The 17,368-nt window shown below is 74.5% G+C and carries 18 protein-coding genes; 10 read left to right on the top strand and 8 right to left on the bottom strand.

What is annotated here, in order from left to right; translation table 11 throughout:
* Positions 1-61 precede the first annotated feature (61 nt).
* Positions 62-856: an alpha/beta fold hydrolase gene (locus PH190_RS28105; RefSeq protein WP_274234844.1), complete on the bottom strand. Its 795-nt coding sequence runs from the start codon at positions 854-856 to the stop codon at positions 62-64.
* An 88-nt stretch (positions 857-944) separates the two neighbouring features.
* A complete protein-coding gene (locus PH190_RS28110) occupies positions 945-1,751 on the bottom strand; it encodes an SDR family NAD(P)-dependent oxidoreductase (RefSeq protein ID WP_274234845.1) in 807 nt (268 codons plus the stop codon).
* 59 nt (positions 1,752-1,810) lie between these two features.
* On the opposite strand from PH190_RS28110, the gene PH190_RS28115 reads away from it, so the two are divergent.
* The gene (locus tag PH190_RS28115; RefSeq protein WP_274234846.1) at positions 1,811-4,189 is read left to right on the top strand and encodes a xanthine dehydrogenase family protein molybdopterin-binding subunit; all 2,379 of its coding nucleotides are present in this window, start codon (positions 1,811-1,813) and stop codon (positions 4,187-4,189) included.
* A 52-nt stretch (positions 4,190-4,241) separates the two neighbouring features.
* On the opposite strand, the gene PH190_RS28120 is transcribed toward PH190_RS28115, so the two are convergent.
* Both PH190_RS28120 and PH190_RS28125 read right to left on the bottom strand, forming a co-directional pair.
* Positions 4,242-4,487, bottom strand: a complete 246-nt coding sequence (locus PH190_RS28120; protein WP_274234847.1) for a hypothetical protein — start codon at positions 4,485-4,487, stop codon at positions 4,242-4,244.
* Positions 4,488-4,554: 67 nt separating this feature from the next.
* Positions 4,555-5,202: a TetR/AcrR family transcriptional regulator gene (locus PH190_RS28125; protein WP_274234848.1), complete on the bottom strand. Its 648-nt coding sequence runs from the start codon at positions 5,200-5,202 to the stop codon at positions 4,555-4,557.
* Positions 5,203-5,487: 285 nt separating this feature from the next.
* On the opposite strand from PH190_RS28125, the gene PH190_RS28130 reads away from it, so the two are divergent.
* Positions 5,488-5,844 (top strand): hypothetical protein, encoded by a 357-nt coding sequence (locus PH190_RS28130; protein WP_274234849.1) that lies wholly within the window; start codon positions 5,488-5,490, stop codon positions 5,842-5,844.
* 27 nt (positions 5,845-5,871) lie between these two features.
* On the top strand, positions 5,872-6,624 hold the full coding sequence (locus PH190_RS28135; RefSeq protein ID WP_274234850.1) for an SDR family NAD(P)-dependent oxidoreductase: 753 nt from the start codon (positions 5,872-5,874) through the stop codon (positions 6,622-6,624).
* Here PH190_RS28135 and PH190_RS28140 read toward each other — a convergent pair.
* Positions 6,588-7,712, bottom strand: coding sequence for an LLM class flavin-dependent oxidoreductase (locus PH190_RS28140; protein WP_274234851.1), 1,125 nt, complete (start codon positions 7,710-7,712; stop codon positions 6,588-6,590). The genes PH190_RS28135 and PH190_RS28140 overlap by 37 nt on opposite strands.
* Before the next feature lie 66 nt (positions 7,713-7,778).
* Between PH190_RS28140 and PH190_RS28145 the strand changes: the two genes are divergently transcribed.
* Positions 7,779-9,089, top strand: coding sequence for a phytoene desaturase family protein (locus PH190_RS28145; RefSeq protein ID WP_274234852.1), 1,311 nt, complete (start codon positions 7,779-7,781; stop codon positions 9,087-9,089).
* Here PH190_RS28145 and PH190_RS28150 read toward each other — a convergent pair.
* Positions 9,086-10,831 (bottom strand): class I adenylate-forming enzyme family protein, encoded by a 1,746-nt coding sequence (locus PH190_RS28150; RefSeq protein ID WP_274234897.1) that lies wholly within the window; start codon positions 10,829-10,831, stop codon positions 9,086-9,088. The genes PH190_RS28145 and PH190_RS28150 overlap by 4 nt on opposite strands.
* Positions 10,832-10,954: 123 nt before the next feature.
* Entirely contained in the window at positions 10,955-11,713 is a 759-nt protein-coding gene (locus tag PH190_RS28155; protein ID WP_274234853.1) for an enoyl-CoA hydratase/isomerase family protein, read from the bottom strand.
* 56 nt (positions 11,714-11,769) lie between these two features.
* On the opposite strand from PH190_RS28155, the gene PH190_RS28160 reads away from it, so the two are divergent.
* Genes PH190_RS28160 through PH190_RS28180 form a run of 5 tightly spaced genes read left to right on the top strand, consistent with a single transcriptional unit; the run spans position 11,770 to position 15,675 of the window.
* On the top strand, positions 11,770-13,017 hold the full coding sequence (locus PH190_RS28160) for an enoyl-CoA hydratase-related protein (protein ID WP_274234854.1): 1,248 nt from the start codon (positions 11,770-11,772) through the stop codon (positions 13,015-13,017).
* On the top strand, positions 13,014-14,297 hold the full coding sequence (locus PH190_RS28165; RefSeq protein WP_274234855.1) for an aromatic ring-hydroxylating oxygenase subunit alpha: 1,284 nt from the start codon (positions 13,014-13,016) through the stop codon (positions 14,295-14,297). Before PH190_RS28160 ends, PH190_RS28165 begins: the two co-directional genes overlap by 4 nt.
* Positions 14,294-14,776 carry an aromatic-ring-hydroxylating dioxygenase subunit beta gene (locus PH190_RS28170; protein WP_274234856.1) on the top strand — a complete coding sequence of 161 codons (483 nt, stop codon included), beginning with the start codon at positions 14,294-14,296 and terminating at the stop codon, positions 14,774-14,776. Before PH190_RS28165 ends, PH190_RS28170 begins: the two co-directional genes overlap by 4 nt.
* Positions 14,776-15,024 (top strand): hypothetical protein, encoded by a 249-nt coding sequence (locus PH190_RS28175; protein WP_274234857.1) that lies wholly within the window; start codon positions 14,776-14,778, stop codon positions 15,022-15,024. Before PH190_RS28170 ends, PH190_RS28175 begins: the two co-directional genes overlap by 1 nt.
* 9 nt (positions 15,025-15,033) lie before the next feature.
* Entirely contained in the window at positions 15,034-15,675 is a 642-nt protein-coding gene (locus PH190_RS28180; RefSeq protein WP_274234858.1) for a TetR/AcrR family transcriptional regulator, read from the top strand.
* On the opposite strand, the gene PH190_RS28185 is transcribed toward PH190_RS28180, so the two are convergent.
* Positions 15,662-16,471 (bottom strand): enoyl-CoA hydratase/isomerase family protein, encoded by an 810-nt coding sequence (locus tag PH190_RS28185; protein WP_274234859.1) that lies wholly within the window; start codon positions 16,469-16,471, stop codon positions 15,662-15,664. The two genes, PH190_RS28180 and PH190_RS28185, sit on opposite strands and share 14 nt — an antisense overlap.
* A gap of 53 nt (positions 16,472-16,524) precedes the next feature.
* On the opposite strand from PH190_RS28185, the gene PH190_RS28190 reads away from it, so the two are divergent.
* The gene (locus tag PH190_RS28190) at positions 16,525-17,319 is read left to right on the top strand and encodes an SDR family NAD(P)-dependent oxidoreductase (protein ID WP_274234860.1); all 795 of its coding nucleotides are present in this window, start codon (positions 16,525-16,527) and stop codon (positions 17,317-17,319) included.
* Positions 17,320-17,368: the final 49 nt, after the last annotated feature.

Genomic DNA, 17,368 nt, shown 5'->3' on the forward strand with positions numbered 1-17,368 from the left:
CTCTACCGCCAGCTCGAGCCGACCCCCGACAGACTTGACGAACCATAGGAGCGTCACCCCGTCAGGCGTCGAGGAACGGCGCCACGATCTCCAGCACGAGCGCGGTGCGGGCGAGGCCGAAGAAGTGCGTGGTCCCGGGCAGGACCGCCAGCTGGGACTCCGGGACGCCGACGAAGTCGCCGTTGACGTCGCCGCCGCGCAGGCGCAGGAAGCGCACCGCGTGCTCGAGACGCACCGCGTCGCAGTCCCCCACGGTGATCAGCGTCGGGGCGGCGATGCCGGCGATCTGCTCGTCGTCCCACCCGTCGTCGACGAACGCCCCGAGCTTGTCGAGGAGCCCCTGCAGGCCCTCGGGGTGCGGCGACTTCGCGCGGTAGGCCTCCGCCATCGGCGTGCCCTCGATCATGTCGACGGTCATCGCGCCGACGGCCTCGGCGTTCTCGGGGCGCATGCCGTCGGAGGAGAAGGACACCGACGAGACGACGATCCGCCGTACCAGCTCGGGGTGGTGCACGGCGAGCTGCAGCGTGACCGCGCCGCCGATCGAGAAGCCGAACACGTCCACGCGCGGAACGCCCAGGTGCGCCAGGAGCGCGACGACGTCGCCGGCCAGCGCGGCGCTCGAGAGCGGGCGGTCGAGGTCGTTGGTGCGCCCGTGGCCCTGGAAGTCGGCGGCGATCACCTGCCGGCCCGCCGTCAGCCCGGGGAGCAGCGCGCCGAACTGCTGGTCGATGTCGAACAGCCCACCGTGCAGCAGGAGCAGCGGCGTGCCGTCGGCGTGCTCGTCGCCGTGGATCTCGTAGTACATCCGCAGGTCGCCGAGGGGGGCGTGGCCGGCGCGGGTCGGGGTGCTCATCGGGGGCTCCAGGGGATCGGCGCGGTGCTGGCACCCCGGCGTCGAACGGCCCCGGAGCCTTTCGACAGGAGCCCCCGAGGATTTCTGCTCAGGCGTCGAAGGCGCGCATCCCGGCGTCGAGGGCGGGCAGCAGCAGGGTCCGCGGGGCGATCCGGCCGCCGAGCGCGGTCAGCTGGTTGACCAGACCCGGCGTCACGCTGCGGACGCCGCGGGCCATCGCCTCGACCCCGGCCTCGGCGACGTCCTGCGCCTCGCCGACGAGCAGGTCGGGCACCTGGTCGAAGGCGTCGGTGCCGGCCGCGTCGGCGAAGCCGGTGCGGGTCAGGCCGGGGCTGACGGTGGTGAGGGTGATCCCGGTGCCGGCGAGCTCGGCGTGCACCGCCTCGGAGAACGACTGCACGAACGCCTTGCTGGCGGCGTACGACGCGGCGCCCGGCAGCGGCTGGAACGCGGTGATCGACGAGACGTTGAGGATCGCGCCGGGCCGTCCGCGCCGGGTCAGGGTCCCCACGGCGGCGACGGTCAGGTCGTGCAGGGCCAGCACGTTGAGGCGCACGAGGCCGTCGAGCGCGGCCCGCTGCTCCGCGTCGCCGGCGAGCTCGGCCACGCGCCCGGTGACGCCGAAGCCGGCCGCGTTGACGAGGCCGACGACGCGCTCGTCGTCGAGCAGCGCGCGGGCGGCGTCCAGCCCCGCGTCGGTGCCCAGGTCCGCGGCGTGCACCTCGTGCTCGGGTCCCAGCTCGGCCGCGAGGTCGGTGAGGGCGTCCTCCCGCCGGGCCACGAGCGTCGTGGGGTGGCCGCGGTGCGCGAGGGCCCGCGCGACGGCGGCGCCGATGCCGGAGGACGCCCCGGTGACGACGACGCGGGTGTCGGGAGTGGGCGGCGGCAGCGGCATGATCGGGGAGTACCCGCCGGGCTTGCGTTCGAGCCTACTCGAAGGCCTACCGTCGGGACGTGCCTGGTTCGATCATGGGAACGGCCGTCCGACGCGTCGAGGACCCGGAGCTGATCCGTGGCCACGCCACGTACGTCGACAACATCGTGCCCTCCGGGGCGCTGCACTGCGTCTTCGTCCGCTCGCCGCTGGCGCACGCGCGCCTCGGGTCGGTCGAGGTCGCGAAGGCCCGGGAGGCGTCCGGCGTGGTCGCCGTCCTCACGGGCGAGGACATGACCGCGATCCCCGACCACCGCCCGTTCATGGTGCTCAACGACGCCTGCGCGCGGCCGCTGCTGGCCCGCGGCAAGGTGCGCTTCGTCGGCGACATGGTGGCCGCGGTGATCGCGACGACCCGCGCCGAGGCCGTCGACGCCGCCGAGCTCGTCGAGATCGACTACGACCCGCTCGAGCCCGTCGTCGACCCCGAGGCCGCGCTCGCCGACGGCGCCCCGCTCCAGTTCGAGGAGCTCGGCACCAACCTCGCCGCCGGGTTCCGCGACCCCGACGACGTCCGGCCGTTCGAGGGCGCCGACGTCGTGGTGCGCGCGCGGATCGTCAACCAGCGCCTGGCCGTCGCCCCGATGGAGGGCAACGCGGTGACCGCGACGCCCGGGGCCGCCGACCAGCCGTACGACATGACCGTCCACGTCTCCACGCAGATGCCGCACGGCCTGCGCAACCAGGTCGCCGCGCAGTGGGGCTGGGACAGCGAGCGGGTGCGGGTGATCGCCCCGCACGTCGGCGGCGGGTTCGGCGGCAAGGCGGGTCTGGCGCCGGAGCACGCGGTGGTCGTCGAGGCGGCGCGGCAGCTGGGCCGACCCGTGACGTGGACCGAGACGCGCTCGGAGAACCTCACCGCCATGCCGCACGGCCGCGGCCAGGTGCAGTACGGCGAGCTCGGCCTGCGCCGCGACGGGACGATCGTCGGGCTGCGCGCGCGGGTGGTCGGTGACGCGGGGGCCTACGCCGGGTTCGGCGGCGCGCTCACCCTCGGCCCGACCCGCAACATGGCCCAGGGCGTCTACCGCATCCCGACGGTCGCCTACGACGGCGCCGCGGTGCTGACCACGACGACGCCGATGGGCGCGTTCCGCGGGGCCGGGCGCCCGGAGGCCGCGGCGATGCTCGAGCGGCTGGTGGACATGGCCGCGCACGAGCTCGACATCGACCCCGCCGAGCTGCGCCGCAAGAACTTCCTGCAGCCCGACGAGTTCCCGCTGACCACGCAGACCGGCTCGCTCTACGACTCCGGCGACTACGCCCGCGCCCTCGACGAGGCGCTGCGCGCGTCCGGGTACGAGGCGCTGCGCCGCGAGCAGGCGGAGCGGCGCGAGCGCGGCGACCGGGTGGCGCTGGGCATCGGGCTCGCGGTGTACGTCGAGGTCACGGCCGGTGGCGGCGGGTCCGAGTACGGGTCGGTCCGCGTCGACGACGACGGCGGCGCGACGGTGTCGGTGGGCACCTCGGCGCACGGGCAGGGGCACGCGACGTCGTTCGCGATGATCGTCGCCGACCGGCTCGGCATCCCGATGGAGCAGGTGCGGTTCGTGCAGTCGGACACCGCGGCGGTCCCGCGCGGGGGCGGCACGGGCGGCTCGCGCTCGCTGCAGCTCGCCGGGTCGAGCGTGCTCGTCGCCGCGGACACCGTGCTCGAGCGGGCTCGCGAGGTGGTCGCCGCCGCGCTGGAGGCCGACGCCGACGACATCACCGCGGTCGACGGCGGCCTCGGGGTCGCGGGCGTCCCGGACCGGATGCTGTCGTGGCGCGAGGTGGCCGCCGCGGCCGGCGATCAGGGTGTGTCGCTGGCGGAGGTCCGCGACGAGGCCCAGCCCGGCGCGACCTACCCGTTCGGCGCGCACGTCTCGGTCGTCGAGGCCGACCTCGACACCGGCCGGGTCACGCCCGTGCGCCACGTCGCCGTCGACGACTGCGGCACCGTGCTCAACCCGACCCTCGTCGCCGGGCAGCAGCACGGCGGGCTCGCGCAGGGCATCTCGCAGGCGCTGTGGGAGGGCTTCTCCTACGACGCCGACGGCAACCCGACCTCGGGCACGTTCGCGGCCTACCTCCTGCCCACGGCGGCCGAGGTGCCGAGCTACGAGGCGTCGTCCACCGAGACCCCGACGCCCTACAACCCGCTGGGCGCCAAGGGCATCGGCGAGGCGGCGACGATCGGGTCCACGCCGGCGGTGCAGAACGCCGTCATCGACGCCCTCGCCCCGCTCGGGGTGCGCCACGTCGACATGCCGCTCACGCCCGACCGGGTGTGGCGCGCGATCCGGGACGCCGAGGCCGGCTCCCCCGCCGACCCGTGGACCGAGCCGCCGTCGTTCTTCGCCGACCTGCCGGTGCGGGGCGCGTCGGCCGACCCGGAGGCGGCGTCGGTCGACGTCTGAGCGGCGCTGCTCGACCGGCGATGCTCGACCGGCGCTGCTCAGCCGGCGCTGCTCAGCCGGCGCTGCGGGGCGCGACCGGCCAGGTCGCGCACACCCCGCAGTGCCGGCGCTGCGCCTCGGCGTCCTCGCCGGCGGCCCACGCCCGCACGACCTCGACCGCGCGCGACCGGCGCCCGGCGGGGATCTCCGCGGGCGCGTGGTGGTGCAGGGAGCCGTCGGCGATCGCGGCGCGCACCTGCGCCACGCCGGCGCGCACGCCCGTGCCGTCGAGCGGGGCGAGATCGTGGGAAACGGTCATGCCACGGACATCGGCAGGGCGTGCCCACGACTCGATCACCTGATCGGTGCGGCGTGCCGGCTCGACCTCAGCGCTGCCGGGTCTCGCCCGGGACGCCCCCGCACCCGGCCCACACCATCGCGGCCGCGCGGGGCGCCCAGTCCTCGGGGAGCACCTCGCCGCGCACGGCGTGCGCGAGCCACGAGCCGGTGAGCAGGTCCTCGGCGGTCGTGTGGTCGGCCGCCGCGCGCAGGGCGCCGGAGTCGATCCCGGCGCGCAGGCACGCGCGCAGGCGCTCGCGCCACGGGTCGACGAGCCGGTGACGGATCTGCTCGCGCACGCGGGCGTCGGTGTCCCCCACCAGCGCGATCGCGACGAGCGCGGTGGCGTCGTGCTCCACCACGAAGCGCCGGAGGCGGGCGAGCTCGGCCACGAGGTCGGCGAACGGGTCGCCGGACGCGGGCACGGGTCCGCCGTCGTCGACCGTCGCGAGGGCCGCGAGGGCGAGCTCGACCCGGCCCGACCAGCGGCGGTACACCGCGGCGCGCGTGGTGCCGGCCTCCTCGGCGATCGCCGCGACCGACAGGCCCGCGAGCCCGTCGCTGCGCAGGTGGCGCAGGGCCACCTGCAGCACGAGGCGGTCGATCTCCGCGTTGCGGGGTCGCCCGGTGGGGTGACCCGCACCGTCACCGTTGGTGGATGGCGGCCGCTCGAGGTCCTGCTCGGCGCGGGGCATGCCCTGTAGGTGGCCCGGGGGCACCGATACACAAACGTGTCGTATCGCCGCGCGGCGTCACGATCCCGACGACGACGAGCCGCTCTCACCCGTGGCAACAGGACGCTGCGCCATCCGGGTGACGCCTGCCGCCGCGGCTCCGATCATCACCATCCGGACTGATACAGAACGTATTGCCTTGCTGCTGTGGCAAGGATAACGTTTGGATCGATTCGATACATGGCTGCTGTGTATCGCCGGGGGCGCGGGACGGGCGAGGGTCGGCGGCGGGGAGGACGACACGAGATGATCACCAACCGGGATCTGGACGTCATCGGCCTGCCGTCGCTGCCCGCACCCGCACCGCCGCGCGACGACGACGCGACGGTGTTCGAGCTCGTGCGCGAGGCGCCGCCCTACCGCGACGGCTGGGTGCTGCTGTGCCGTCGGAGGGGCCGCATCACGTGGTCGATGCCCCTGGCCCCGCGGGGCGCCGCCCCACGCGTCCGCCCGGCCGTGGCCCAGGCCGTCGCCGTGCGCGTGCTCACCGAGCAGGGCGTGTTCGTCAGCGGGTGGAACCAGGTCGACCCCGTCGACCCCGGCGACGACACCCCGCACTTCGTCGCCCGCCGACCGGTCGGGGCGACGGCGCTGCCCGTGTAGCGGTCCCCCGCGATCTAGCCTCGCGGGGTGGGCGGACCGTGGGCGCTGGTGGCGGGTGGGTCCGGCGGCATCGGGCGGGCGATCGGTCGCCGGCTCGCCGCCGACGGCTGGGACCTGGCGCTGACCTACCGGTCGCGACCGGACGCGGCGGCCGACGCCGCCCGCGAGGTCGAGGACGCCGGACGCCGTGCGGTCACCGTCGCCCTGGACCTCACCGACGCCGCCGCGACAGCCGAGGTCGTGCGCACCGCCACGCCCGAGCCGCCGACCGCGGTGATCTACGCGGCGGGTCCGCACATCCCGATGCGCTACCTCTCGTCGATCACGCCGGATCTCTTCCGCGAGCAGGTCCTCGGCGACACCGTCGCGGCCTACAACCTGTTCCACCCCGCCCTCGCGGTGCTGCGCGAGACGCGGGGCAGCATCGTCGCCCTCACGACGCCCGCCATCGAGCGCTACGCGAAGAAGGACGCGCTCTCGTCGGCACCGAAGGCGGGCGTCGCCGCCACCGTGCGCGCGATCGCCGCCGAGGAGGGCCGCTTCGGGGTGCGCGCCAACTGCGTCGGCGTCGGGCTGATCGAGGGCGAGGGCATGTGGCGCGAGCTCGTGGCGCGCGGCGACTACACCGACGAGCTGCTCGACACCGCGCGCCGCAACCTCGCGCTGCGCCGGTTCGGCTCCGTCGACGACGTGGCCGAGGTGGTCGCGTTCCTCGTGTCGTCGCGGGCGGGTTGGATCACGGGTCAGACCGTCGACGTCGACGGCGGGTACGCGCTCTGAGCCGGCGCGCCGATGTCGCGGTGGACGTCGACCGCGGCCAGGCGCGGCAGCACCTGCTCGCTGTAGACGTCGAGCGCCCGCTGCGCGACGTGCTGGGGCATGCCGCCGAACGCGAAGAGGTTGACCACCCCGTCGGCGTCGAGGGCGCGCACCCGCTCCACGGTCTGCTCGACGAGCTCGTCGGGGGTGCCGCCCATCTGCAGGTCGGCGAGGAAGCGGTTGAACGCCGGCAGCCCGTGCTTGGCGATGTTGCGGCGCAGGCCCGCGTAGTACTCGTAGCCCGGGACGTGCTCGAGGCGGGCGTCGGTGAACGCGTAGTGGTCGATCGTCGAGCGCGCGTAGGCCGTGGCGTACTCGTCGTGCAGCTCGCGGGCGCGGACCGGGTCGGGGTCGACGGTCGTGAAGTTGACGAGCACCGGCGCCGGCGGGTCGACACCGTGGAGGTCCCGGAAGAGCTCGCGGTACTCCGTGGTCTCGCGGACGGTGACCTCCCACGGCTTCTGCGCGATGAGCATCAGCCCGTAGCCCAGCGTCGCCATGATCTTCGCGGACTCCGGCGACACCGCCGACGCGTACGTCCGCCCGCGGAACGTGGTCAACGCCGGCGGGTGCAGCTCGGCGCGCGGCTGGCGGTAGAGCGGACCGTCGGCCTCGATCGCCCCGGTCTCGAGCGCCCCCGAGATCGCGGTCGCGTACTCGACGAACCGCTGCCGCGACTCCCCCATCTCGAGCCGGAACCCGTCGAACTCGATCGACCCGAGTCCGCGCCCCAGCCCGAGCACCACCCGTCCGCCGGACACGGAGTCCAGCCACGCGATCTCCTCGGCCACCCGCACCGGGTCGTGCCACGGCAGCACCACGACCATCGTGCCCAGGCGCGCGGTCGTCGTGCGGCCCGCGAGGTAGGTCAACAGCTGCACCGGGTTCGGCATCATGTGGTACCGCGTGAAGTGGTGCTCGGCGGTCCAGATCGAGCCGAAGCCGCGCGGCTCGGCCTGGTCGGCCAGCGCGAGCCCGCCGCGGACGACGTCGTGGTCGTCGCGCCCGTCCTCCAGGCCCTGGAAGAACAGTCCCATCCCGACGTGCACGAGCCACCTCCCCGTTCTTGAATCCAGACTAGAAAAAATCGCCGGCGTGGGCAACGATCCGGACCCATGGAGCAGCACGACGTCGATGTCCTGGTGATCGGCGCGGGCGCCGGCGGGCTGTTCGCCGCCGCGCGGCTGGCCCACCGCGGCTACCGCACGCTGGTGGTGGAGCGCCTCGACCGGGTCGGCGGCCGTGCGTCGAGCGAGGTCGTCGACGGCTTCACGGTGAACAAGGGCGCGATCGTCATCGAGACCGGCGGCATCACCGAGCAGACGTTCGCCGAGGTCGGCGCGCGCTTCGACGTGCGCCCCGCCACGCCGCCGGTCCTCTACCGCCTCGGGGGCAGGGACGTCGACGTCACCGGCGGCGGGTGGGGGTTCCTGCTCTCGAAGCTCACGCGCCAGGGCGCCAAGCTGCTCGACGGTCTCGGTGCCGCGCGCACCGACGACGGCCTGCCCGACGGGGAGCTCTCCACCGCCGACTGGGTGCGCCGGTACACGACCAACGAGAAGGTCCACGGGATCTTCCGCAACATGTGCGCGTCGATCTTCGCCGTGTCGTCCGAGGACCTCCCGGCCGCGGTGTTCCTCACCTACTTCACCCGGCGCAGCGCGTTCAAGAAGTTCGGCTTCTGCCCCGAGGGCACCATCGGGGTGTGGCGCGCGCTCGCCGACGCCGTCGAGGGCACGGGGCGGGGCGAGGTGTGGCTGTCCAGCGAGGTGCGCGCGCTCGAGGTCGGCGAGGACGGCACGGTCGTCGGCGCCACCGTCGTCCGGGACGGGCGCGAGGTGTCGGTGTCGTGCCGGGTCGCGGTCAGCGACGCCGGGCCCGCCGCGACCGCGGACCTCGTCGGGCGCGACCGCCTGCCCGCCGACTACGCAGCGACCGTCGACACCACGCCCTGCGCGATGCTCGTCGTGGACTTCGCGAGCCGGGAGCCCCTCGTCTCCGCGCCCGGGCTGCTGAGCTTCGCCACCACCCGGCGCATGTGCTACGTCGCCAACTTCACCGCGACCTGCCCGGAGATGGCGCCCGAGGGCTGGCACCTCTACAACGGCACGTCGGTGCCCGAGCCCGCGACGGCCGCGTTCGACGCGGAGCAGGAGCTCGAGCTGCTCCACGCCGACCTCCACGACCAGATCCCGGGCTTCGACGGCGCCCGCGTCCTGGCGACGACGGTGTGGCGCGACGCCTGGCCGCCGCAGCGCGCCGTCGCCGGCCACGACCTGCCGCACACGACGCCGCTCGCGAACCTCTGGAACGTCGGCGACGCGGTGAAGCAGTACGCGAACGGCGGCACCACGGCGTGCGCCGAGACCGCCGCGCTGGTGGTCGACGCGATCGCGGCGCGGTTCCCGGTGGCGGCGCTGCGCTAGGCCGGGGCGGGCTGGGACCGGGACTCGGACCGGGACTCGGGCTGCTCGGCCACCAGCTCGGCCAGCCGGAACTTCTGCACCTTGCCGGTCGGCGTGGTCGGCAGGTCCGTGGCGTCGAGGAACACCACGCGCCGCGGCACCTTGAACCGCGCGAGCTGCTCGCGGCACAGCGCGATGAGGTCGTCGGCCGTGACCGCCGCACCCGCCTTCGGCACCACGCAGGCCACGCCGATCTCGCCCCAGCGGTCGTCCGCGACCCCGACGGCGAACGCCTGGCTGACGCCCGGGTGGCGCGAGAGGACCTCCTCGACCTCCTTGGGCATGACGAGCTCGCCGCCGGACTTGTAGAGCTCCTTGCTGCGCCCGGTGAGCACGACGTAGCGGTCCTCGGTGAGGTAGCCGAGGTCGCCCGAGCGCACCCACCCCTCGTCGTCGAGGGCCGTCGCGGTCTCCTCGGGCTTGCCCCAGAAGCCGAGCATGTTCGTCGGCCCGCGCGCGGCGAGCTCGCCCTCCGCGCCCGGCGGCAGCGGCTCGCCGGTCACGACGTCGATCGTGCGGTACTCGGTGAGGTCGCCCACCCGATCACCCGAGCTCTCCGGGAGGCCGGCCGACCCCGCGAGCTTGACCCGCCCGACGGTGCCCGAGAGCCGCTCGAAGGGGTCCTCGGGCAGCGTGAGCGTCATCGCCCCGCCCTGCTCGGTCATGCCGTAGCCGGTGACGATCTCGTCGACGCCGAGGGTGTCGCGGACCTTCTCCCACAGCCACACCGGCGCCGGCGCCGCGCCGGAGAGGATGGCGCGCAGGCTGGAGAGGTCGCGGGTGACGAGGTCGGGGTGCTCGAGGATCGCGACGGTCATCGTCGGCACGCACAGGATGTCGGTGGCGCGGTGGCGCTCGATGCCCTCGAGGTAGCGGCCGGGGTCGAACGCGGTCTGCGGGACGATCGCGCCGCCGACCATCATCGCCGCCATGAGGCCCTCGACGTAGCCGAACATGTGGTAGCAGGGCAGCGAGAACAGGATGCGCCGCCCGTCCTCGAACGCCCGGGTCAGCGCCGACGCGTAGCCGGTGCGCTGGCTCGCGTCGTGGGTGATGAGCACGCCCTTCGGCGAGCCGGTGGTGCCCGAGGTGTAGAGGATGTCGGCGACGTCGTCGGGTGCGGCACCACGGTCGGCGCTGCCACCGGGGTGCTCGCGCCCGAGCTGCTCCAGCTCCTCCACCGAGCCCACACCCGCGCGCGAACGTCCGTCGGTGGACAGCGTGACGACCCCGCGCAGCTCCGGCAGCGCGTCCTGCTCGCCGCGGTCCCAGCCCGGCGCGATCTCGTCGAGCATCCCGAGGTGGTCGAGCCCGGCGAACCCGGTCATGGTGATCAGCAGGGTGGCCCGCGACTGCTCGAGGACGTAGCGCAGCTCCTCGGTGCGGTAGAGGTAGTTGAACGGGACGGCGACCGCGCCGGCCCGCGAGATCGCGAACTTCAGCGGCACGAACTCGACGTAGTTCGCCATCACCAGCCCGACCCGGTCGCCCGGGCGCACGCCCAGCGCGACGAGGCCGTCGGCCAGGCGCCCCGTCCACGCCTCGACGTCGGCGTAGCTCACCGTGCGGTCGTCGGTGATCACCATCGGGCGGTCGCCGAACTCCGCGGCGCAGCGCGCGAGCCGCTCGTGCAGCGTCATCGGCGTCCACGTCGCGAACCGCGCCCGCAGCGCCTCGCGTCGCTCGTCGAGGCTCGCACCCATCACGCACCACTCCCCGGGCCGCATCCCCCGTTTTTTAGTCGCGAGAAGAATACGGAGCGGGCGTGACCCCGACCACCGCCAGTTCCGTGGTCGGGCGGCTACCGCGCGTACACGACGACACGATCACCGGGCGCGGAACCGGGCCAGGCGCTCGCTCACCGCCGGGTCGGCGAGGTGCTCCAGCACCACCTCGGTCTCGCGCGCCAGTCCGTCCTCGAGCGGCAGGCGCAGGCCCTCGTGCACCAGCCGCTTCGTCCGCGCCGCCGCGCCCGGGTCGCCCCGCCGCAGCCGCGCGACGACGTCCTCCACCAGCGCCTCGAACCCCTCCGCCGGCGCACTGCGCCACGCCAGGCCCAGCGCCACCGCCTCGGCGCCGGAGAGCCGCTCGCCGAGCAGGATGTGGGTCAGCGCGCGTTGCGGCCCGAGCAGCCGCGGCAGCCGCTGCGAGCCGCCGCCCGCCGGCACCTGCCCGAGGCGCGCGTGGTGGTCCGCGAGCACGGCGTCGTCGCGCACCACCACCACGTCGGCGGCCTGCACGAACTCGAAGCCGCCCGCCGTCGCCGATCCCTCGACGGCCGCGACCACCGGCACCGGCAGCGTCGCCACCACCGAGCACGCACGGTGGAAGGCGTCGAAGAGCCCGCGCAGCGCGTCCCCGCCCGCGGCGCGCAGCCGCGTCACCTCGTCGACGTCGCCGCCCGCGCAGAAGTGCCCGCCGGCGCCGCGCACGACGATCACGCGCGCCCGCGCCGCGAGGTCGACGAGCGCGTCGTGCAGCCCGTCCGCCAGGGCGACCGTGATGGCGTTGCGGGCGTGCGGGCGGTTCAGGACGACGTGCCCGACGTCCCCGTCCATCCGGGCCAGCACGGGGTCGTCGGACACGGTGACTCCTCGGTCGGCGCATGTTTGAATCCACATTAGAAGAACGGGAGGCCCGGATGGAGTCGCACGAGAAGAACGCCCGGCTGCTCTACGACGCGCTGGCCACGGGCGACCGGAAGGCGCTCGACGCGATCCTGGACCCGGCGTTCGCCGGCGAGGCCACCGAGGGCCTGCCGTTCGGGCTCGGCGGGACGCACGACGGCGCCGACGCGATGATCCGCGACTTCTGGTGGGCGATCGGGCGGCACTACCGCGCCCGTGCCGAGCCCGCCGAGTTCCTGGCGCTCGCCGACGGCGGGCTCGTCGTCCTCGGCCGCTACGTCGGCACCGCGCGCGACGGCGGACGGGAGCTCGACGCCGCGTTCGCGCACGTCCTGACCTTCACCGACGACGGGCGGATCGCGTCGCTGCGCCAGTACACCGACAGCGCGCGCTGGGCCGGCGCCACGCGCGGCACGCCGGCCGGGCAGCGCGCGCTGCGCGTCGTCCGCTACGACGTCACCGACGGCCTCGCGACCATCGAGCTCGACCGCCCCGAGGCCGGCGGGGCGATCGACCCGACGATGGTCGAGGACCTCGACGAGGCCACCTTCCGCGTGACGCACGACCCGGAGGTCCGCGCGGTCCTGCTCCGCGGCACCGGCCGCACCCTCTCGGTCGGCGGCGACCTCGCGTTCTTCGCCGACGCCGCCGACGCGATCCCCGAGCGGCTGCGCTGGATCATCGACCGCTACCACGTGACGCTCGACCGGCTCGCCACGCTCGACGCGCCGGTGGTGTGCGCGGTGCACGGCGCGCTCGCCGGCGGCGGGCTGGGCCTCGCGCACGTCAGCGACATCGTCGTCGCCGCCGAGGACGCCAAGTTCGCCGTCGGCTACGGCGCGATCGGGCTGGCGTCGGACGGGGCGAACACCTGGTACCTGCCGCGCCTGGTCGGGATGCGGCGCGCCCAGGAGATGTTCCTGCTCAACCGCGTGCTGACCGCCCCCGAGGCGCTCGAGGCCGGGCTCGTCACCGAGGTCGTGCCGGCCGACGGGCTCGCCGCGCGGGCCCACGAGACCGCCACGACCCTCGCCGCCGGCCCGACCCAGGCGTTCGGGCACGTGAAGCGCCTCCTGCTCGCGAGCCAGGACAACGACCTCGCCGCCCAGCTCGCCGAGGAGACCCGCCGCATGACCGCCACGGGCGCGACCGACGACGCCCGCGAGGGGATCACCGCGTTCGTCGAGCGCCGACGTCCGCACTTCCGGGGCCGCGGACGGACGCGCGTCGCGGGAGGCTCCGGAACGGAGGGGACACCGTGACCACCGTCGACGTCGACCCGGCCCGCACCGACCCGCTGGCCGACCGCATCCGCTCGCTGGTCCTCCCCGACCGCGTGCACGGCTCGATCTACACCGACCCGGACGTCTACGCCCGCGAGCTCGAGCGCATCTGGTACGCGACGTGGGTCTACGTCGGGCACGCGAGCGAGGTGCCCGAGCCGAACGACTACGTGCGCAAGACGATCGGCCCGCAGCAGGTCGTCATGACCCGCGACAAGACCGGCGCGATCCACGTCCTGCACAACCGCTGCTCGCACCGCGGCAACCTCGTGTGCGACGCCGACCGTGGCAACGCCGGGTCGTTCCGGTGCCCCTACCACGGGTGGACGTTCGCGAACACGGGCGACCTGCTCGGCTTCCCGTTCAACCAGGGCTACGGCGGCTCCCGCGCCCGTGCCGAGCTGCCGGGACTCGGCGTCGTGCCGCGCGTCGAGTCCTACCGCGGCTTCGTCTTCGCGAGCCTGGCGGTCGACGGCCCGACGCTGCGCGAGCACCTCGGCGCGGCCGCCGAGCGTCTCGACCGCCTGTGCCGGCTCTCGCCCGAGGGCGAGGTCGAGCTGACCGCGGGCTGGGTCAAGCACGAGGTCACCGCGAACTGGAAGATGCTCGTCGAGAACGAGACCGACGGCTACCACCCGCAGTTCGTCCACTCGTCGATCTTCTCGATCTCCGGCAGCGGCATCGGCGCGCTCTACAGCGACAAGTCGACGGCGGTGACGCGCGCGCTCGGCGGCGGGCACACCGAGAACGACCTCAGCCCCGAGTTCCGCCGCCTCGGCGTCCCGATGGGCTGGGCCGGCACGCCCGAGGCGAAGATCCCGGACTACGTCGCCGCGATGCGCGCCACCTACGGGTCGGAGACCGCGGACGAGATCATGATCAACGGCTCGCCGCACGTCATGATCTTCCCGAACCTGTTCGTCGCGGAGATCCAGCTCTTCCAGATCCAGCCGCTGGCGGTCGACCGCACCGTCCAGCACGTCACCGCCATCCAGTTCGCGGGCGCCCCCGACCTCAACCGGCGTCTCGTCACCCAGTGCGTCGGCTCCGTCGGACCGGCCGGGATGCTGCTGGCCGACGACGCGGAGATGTACGAGCGCAACCAGCGCGGTGTCGCGCAGCGGCAGCCCGAGTGGCTGGACCTCACGCGCGGACTGCACCGCGAGCGCGTCGACGACGACGGCCACACGATCGGCACCGCCACCGACGAGACGTCGATGCGCGCGATGTGGCGGCACTACCGGGAGCTGATGACGTGACGACCGCCGTGACCGTCGACCTCCGCGAGGCCGAGCAGTTCCTCTACCGCGAGGCGCGGCTCGCCGACGCGTTCGCGCTCGAGGAGTGGGAGGCACTCTGGACCGACGACGCGGTCTACCACGTGCCCGTCGATCCCGACGCCGACCCGCGCACCCACATGTCGATCGTCTTCGACAACCGCGGGCGGATCGCCACCCGCATCAAGCAGCTGCAGACCGGGCGCCGGCACTCGCAGCGCCCGCCGTCGCGGCTGTGCCGGTCGGTGACGAACGTGGAGGTCCTCGGCGCCGACGGGGGCGACACCGTGGTCGGCTCCGTCGTCCAGGTCCTCGAGTCGCGCGACCGCGGGACGACGTGGTGGGTCGGGCGCGTGACGCACCACCTGCGGCGGGTCGACGGGGAGCTGCGGATGGCCGCGAAGACCGTGGTGCTGGTCGACGCCGACCGCGCCCTCCCCACGATGTCGTTCCTCCTGTGATGGACGAGCTCGGGGTCGTCGCCAACGAGTTCGCGACGGTGTCGGTGTCGGTCGACGACCGCGGCAACGGCACGCGCCTGCGCCTCGAGGACCTGCGCACCGGCACCGTGCGCCACCTCGACGCGCTCGAGCTGGAGTCGATCGTGTGGGCGCCGGAGAGCTGGATGCGCGCGCTGCTCGACCCGTCGGCGCACCGGTGGCGCGACGCGGAGCGCGGACCGGCCCGGGAGTCGCTCGACGAGCCCTAGGATCGCGCCGTGCCCCGGGAGCAGACCGTCCGGCCGTCGGCCGACGGCAGCCCCACGTCGGGACGGAAGTCCGCCCGCACGCGCGAGCGGATCCTGGCCGCGGCCGCGCAGGTGCTCAGCCGGAAGGGCTGGGCGGGCACGCGGCTGGTCGACGTCGCCGAGGTCGCCGAGGTGCAGGCGCCGGCCGTCTACTACTACTGGCCCTCGCGGGAGGACCTGCTCGCCGAGGTCGTCACCGTCGGGCAGCAAGCGACGCTCGAGCACGTCGTCGCGTCGCTGGCGGCGCTGCCCGAGGACGCCTCCGCACTCGACCGGATCGACGGCGCGATCGCCGCGCACCTCGAGGTGGTGCTGCGCCGGTCGGAGTTCTCGCTCGCCGCGATCCGCAACGCCGCGCAGCTGCCCGCCGACATCCGCGAGCGCCAGCTCGTCGGTCAGCGCGCGTACGCCGACGTGTGGCGCGGGCTCGTCGAGGACGCCGTCGCCGCGGGCGAGCTGACCGCCGACGTCGACGCGCGCGCCGCGCGCATGCTCGTGCTCGGCGCGCTGAACTGGGCGCCGGAGTGGTGGAACCCCGAGCGCGGGTCGCTGGAGGACGTCGTCGCGACGACCCAGCACGTCGTGCGACGGGGGTTGTCTACCCGCCGCTGAAGCGGGGCGCGCGCCGCTCGATCACCGCGTCCAGACCCTCGCGCGCGTCGGCGGTGCCCGAGAGCTCGGCGACCGTGCGCGCCTCCTCGCCCAGCTGCGCCTCGACGCGCGACCCGATCCCGGACCACAGCAGGCGCTTGGTCGCCGCGAGCGCCTGCGGGGCGCCGGCGGCGAGGCGGTCGACGAGCTCGTCGGTGCGCGCGGCGAGCTCGTCGTCGGGCACGACCGCGGTGAGGATGCCGGCGTCGAGGGCCTCGGCGGCGGTGAGCACGGGGTTGGTCAGTGCGATCTCCATCGCCCTGCGCAGCCCCACCAGCGCCGGGAGCGTCACCGTCGCGCCCGCGTCCGGCGCCATGCCCACGCGCGTCGCGCCGCCGAGGAACTGCGCGGACTGGGCGGCGACGACGAGGTCCGCCGCGCACACCAGCCCGAAGCCCCCGCCGCCGGCGGCGAACCCGTGCACCGACGCCACCACGGGCGCGGGCAGCGCGAGCAGCGCCTGCACGACCATCTGCAGCCGCGCGGTGGCCTCGCGCAGGTAGTCCGGGAGCCCGGTGCCCTTGCTCGCGAACGTCTTGACGTCGCCGCCCGCGCAGAAGTGCCTCCCCTCGCCGGAGATCACGAGCACGCGCAGGCCGGGACGCGCGTGGCAGGCCATGACGGCGTCGTGGAACGCGCGCAGCAGGTCGACGTCGAGGCCGTTCGAGGCCTCCGGGCGGTTGAGCCGCAGCCGCGCGACGCCCCGGTCGTCGACGTCGAGCAGCACCGGTCCGGACCCCACCAGCTGCTCGCCCACCGGTACCCTCCTCGCTGATTTCTAATACGGATTAACCGTACACGGGAGGGACCGTGGATCTCTCGCTCGCCGACGCCCGCGTCGTCGTCACCGGCGGCGCGTCGAACATCGGCCGCGGCATCGTGCACGGGTTCGCCCGCGAGGGCGCGCGCATCCTGCTCGTCGACCGCGACGGCGCCCAGGCCGCGCGGGTGCGCGAGGAGGGCCTCGCGCTCGGGGCGTCGGCGCTCGAGGTGCTCGAGGTCGACCTGACCGACGACGGCGCGGGCGGGCGGGTCGTCGGTGCGGCGGTGGCGCGGTGGGGCGGCGTCGACGCGCTGGTGAACAACGCCGGCTGGAGCGTGCCGGGCTTCCTCACCGAGCAGACCGACCGCGCCCTGTGGCAGCGCACGATCGAGACCAACCTGTACACGGCGATCGACTGCACGCAGGCCGCCCTGGGCCCGATGGGCGAGGCCGGCGCGGGGTCGATCGTGTTCATCTCCAGCGACGCCGCGTTCGGTGCGATCCGCCAGGGCGTCTACGGCACGACGAAGGCCGGGCTCATCGCGCTGGCGCGCACCACCGCCCGGGAGCAGGGACGCCGCGGGATCCGGTCGAACGTGGTGTGCCCCGGGCTCGTGCTCCCCGAGGAGGGCGGCGTCGGCGGGACGAGCCTGTGGGCGGGCGGGCGCGACGCGCTGTTCGACGACGACCAGGTCGCCTCGGTCGTGAAGCAGCAGCCGCTGCGGCGGTTGACCACGCCCGGCGACGTCGCGGACGCGGTCGTGTGGCTGTCCTCGCCGCGGGCGGCCCGGCAGGTGACCGGCCAGGTGATCGCCGTCGGTGGTGGCTCGTCGATGCCGTAGACACGAGCGCGAGCAGTTTTTATTCTCGATGAGAAACCGAGCCCGGGAG

This window comes from Actinomycetospora straminea, from assembly GCF_028737255.1.
Lineage (GTDB): Bacteria > Actinomycetota > Actinomycetes > Mycobacteriales > Pseudonocardiaceae > Actinomycetospora > Actinomycetospora straminea.

Bases quoted from the DNA above. Each gene is read 5' to 3' on its own strand.
- PH190_RS28105 (WP_274234844.1), bottom strand. From the start codon at position 856: ATGAGCACCCCGACCCGCGCCGGCCACGCCCCCCTCGGCGACCTGCGG.
- PH190_RS28110 (WP_274234845.1), bottom strand. From the start codon at position 1,751: ATGCCGCTGCCGCCGCCCACTCCCGACACCCGCGTCGTCGTCACCGGG.
- PH190_RS28120 (WP_274234847.1), bottom strand. From the start codon at position 4,487: ATGACCGTTTCCCACGATCTCGCCCCGCTCGACGGCACGGGCGTGCGC.
- PH190_RS28125 (WP_274234848.1), bottom strand. From the start codon at position 5,202: ATGCCCCGCGCCGAGCAGGACCTCGAGCGGCCGCCATCCACCAACGGT.
- PH190_RS28130 (WP_274234849.1), top strand. From the start codon at position 5,488: ATGATCACCAACCGGGATCTGGACGTCATCGGCCTGCCGTCGCTGCCC.
- PH190_RS28145 (WP_274234852.1), top strand. From the start codon at position 7,779: ATGGAGCAGCACGACGTCGATGTCCTGGTGATCGGCGCGGGCGCCGGC.
- PH190_RS28150 (WP_274234897.1), bottom strand. From the start codon at position 10,831: ATGGGTGCGAGCCTCGACGAGCGACGCGAGGCGCTGCGGGCGCGGTTC.
- PH190_RS28160 (WP_274234854.1), top strand. From the start codon at position 11,770: ATGGAGTCGCACGAGAAGAACGCCCGGCTGCTCTACGACGCGCTGGCC.
- PH190_RS28175 (WP_274234857.1), top strand. From the start codon at position 14,776: ATGGACGAGCTCGGGGTCGTCGCCAACGAGTTCGCGACGGTGTCGGTG.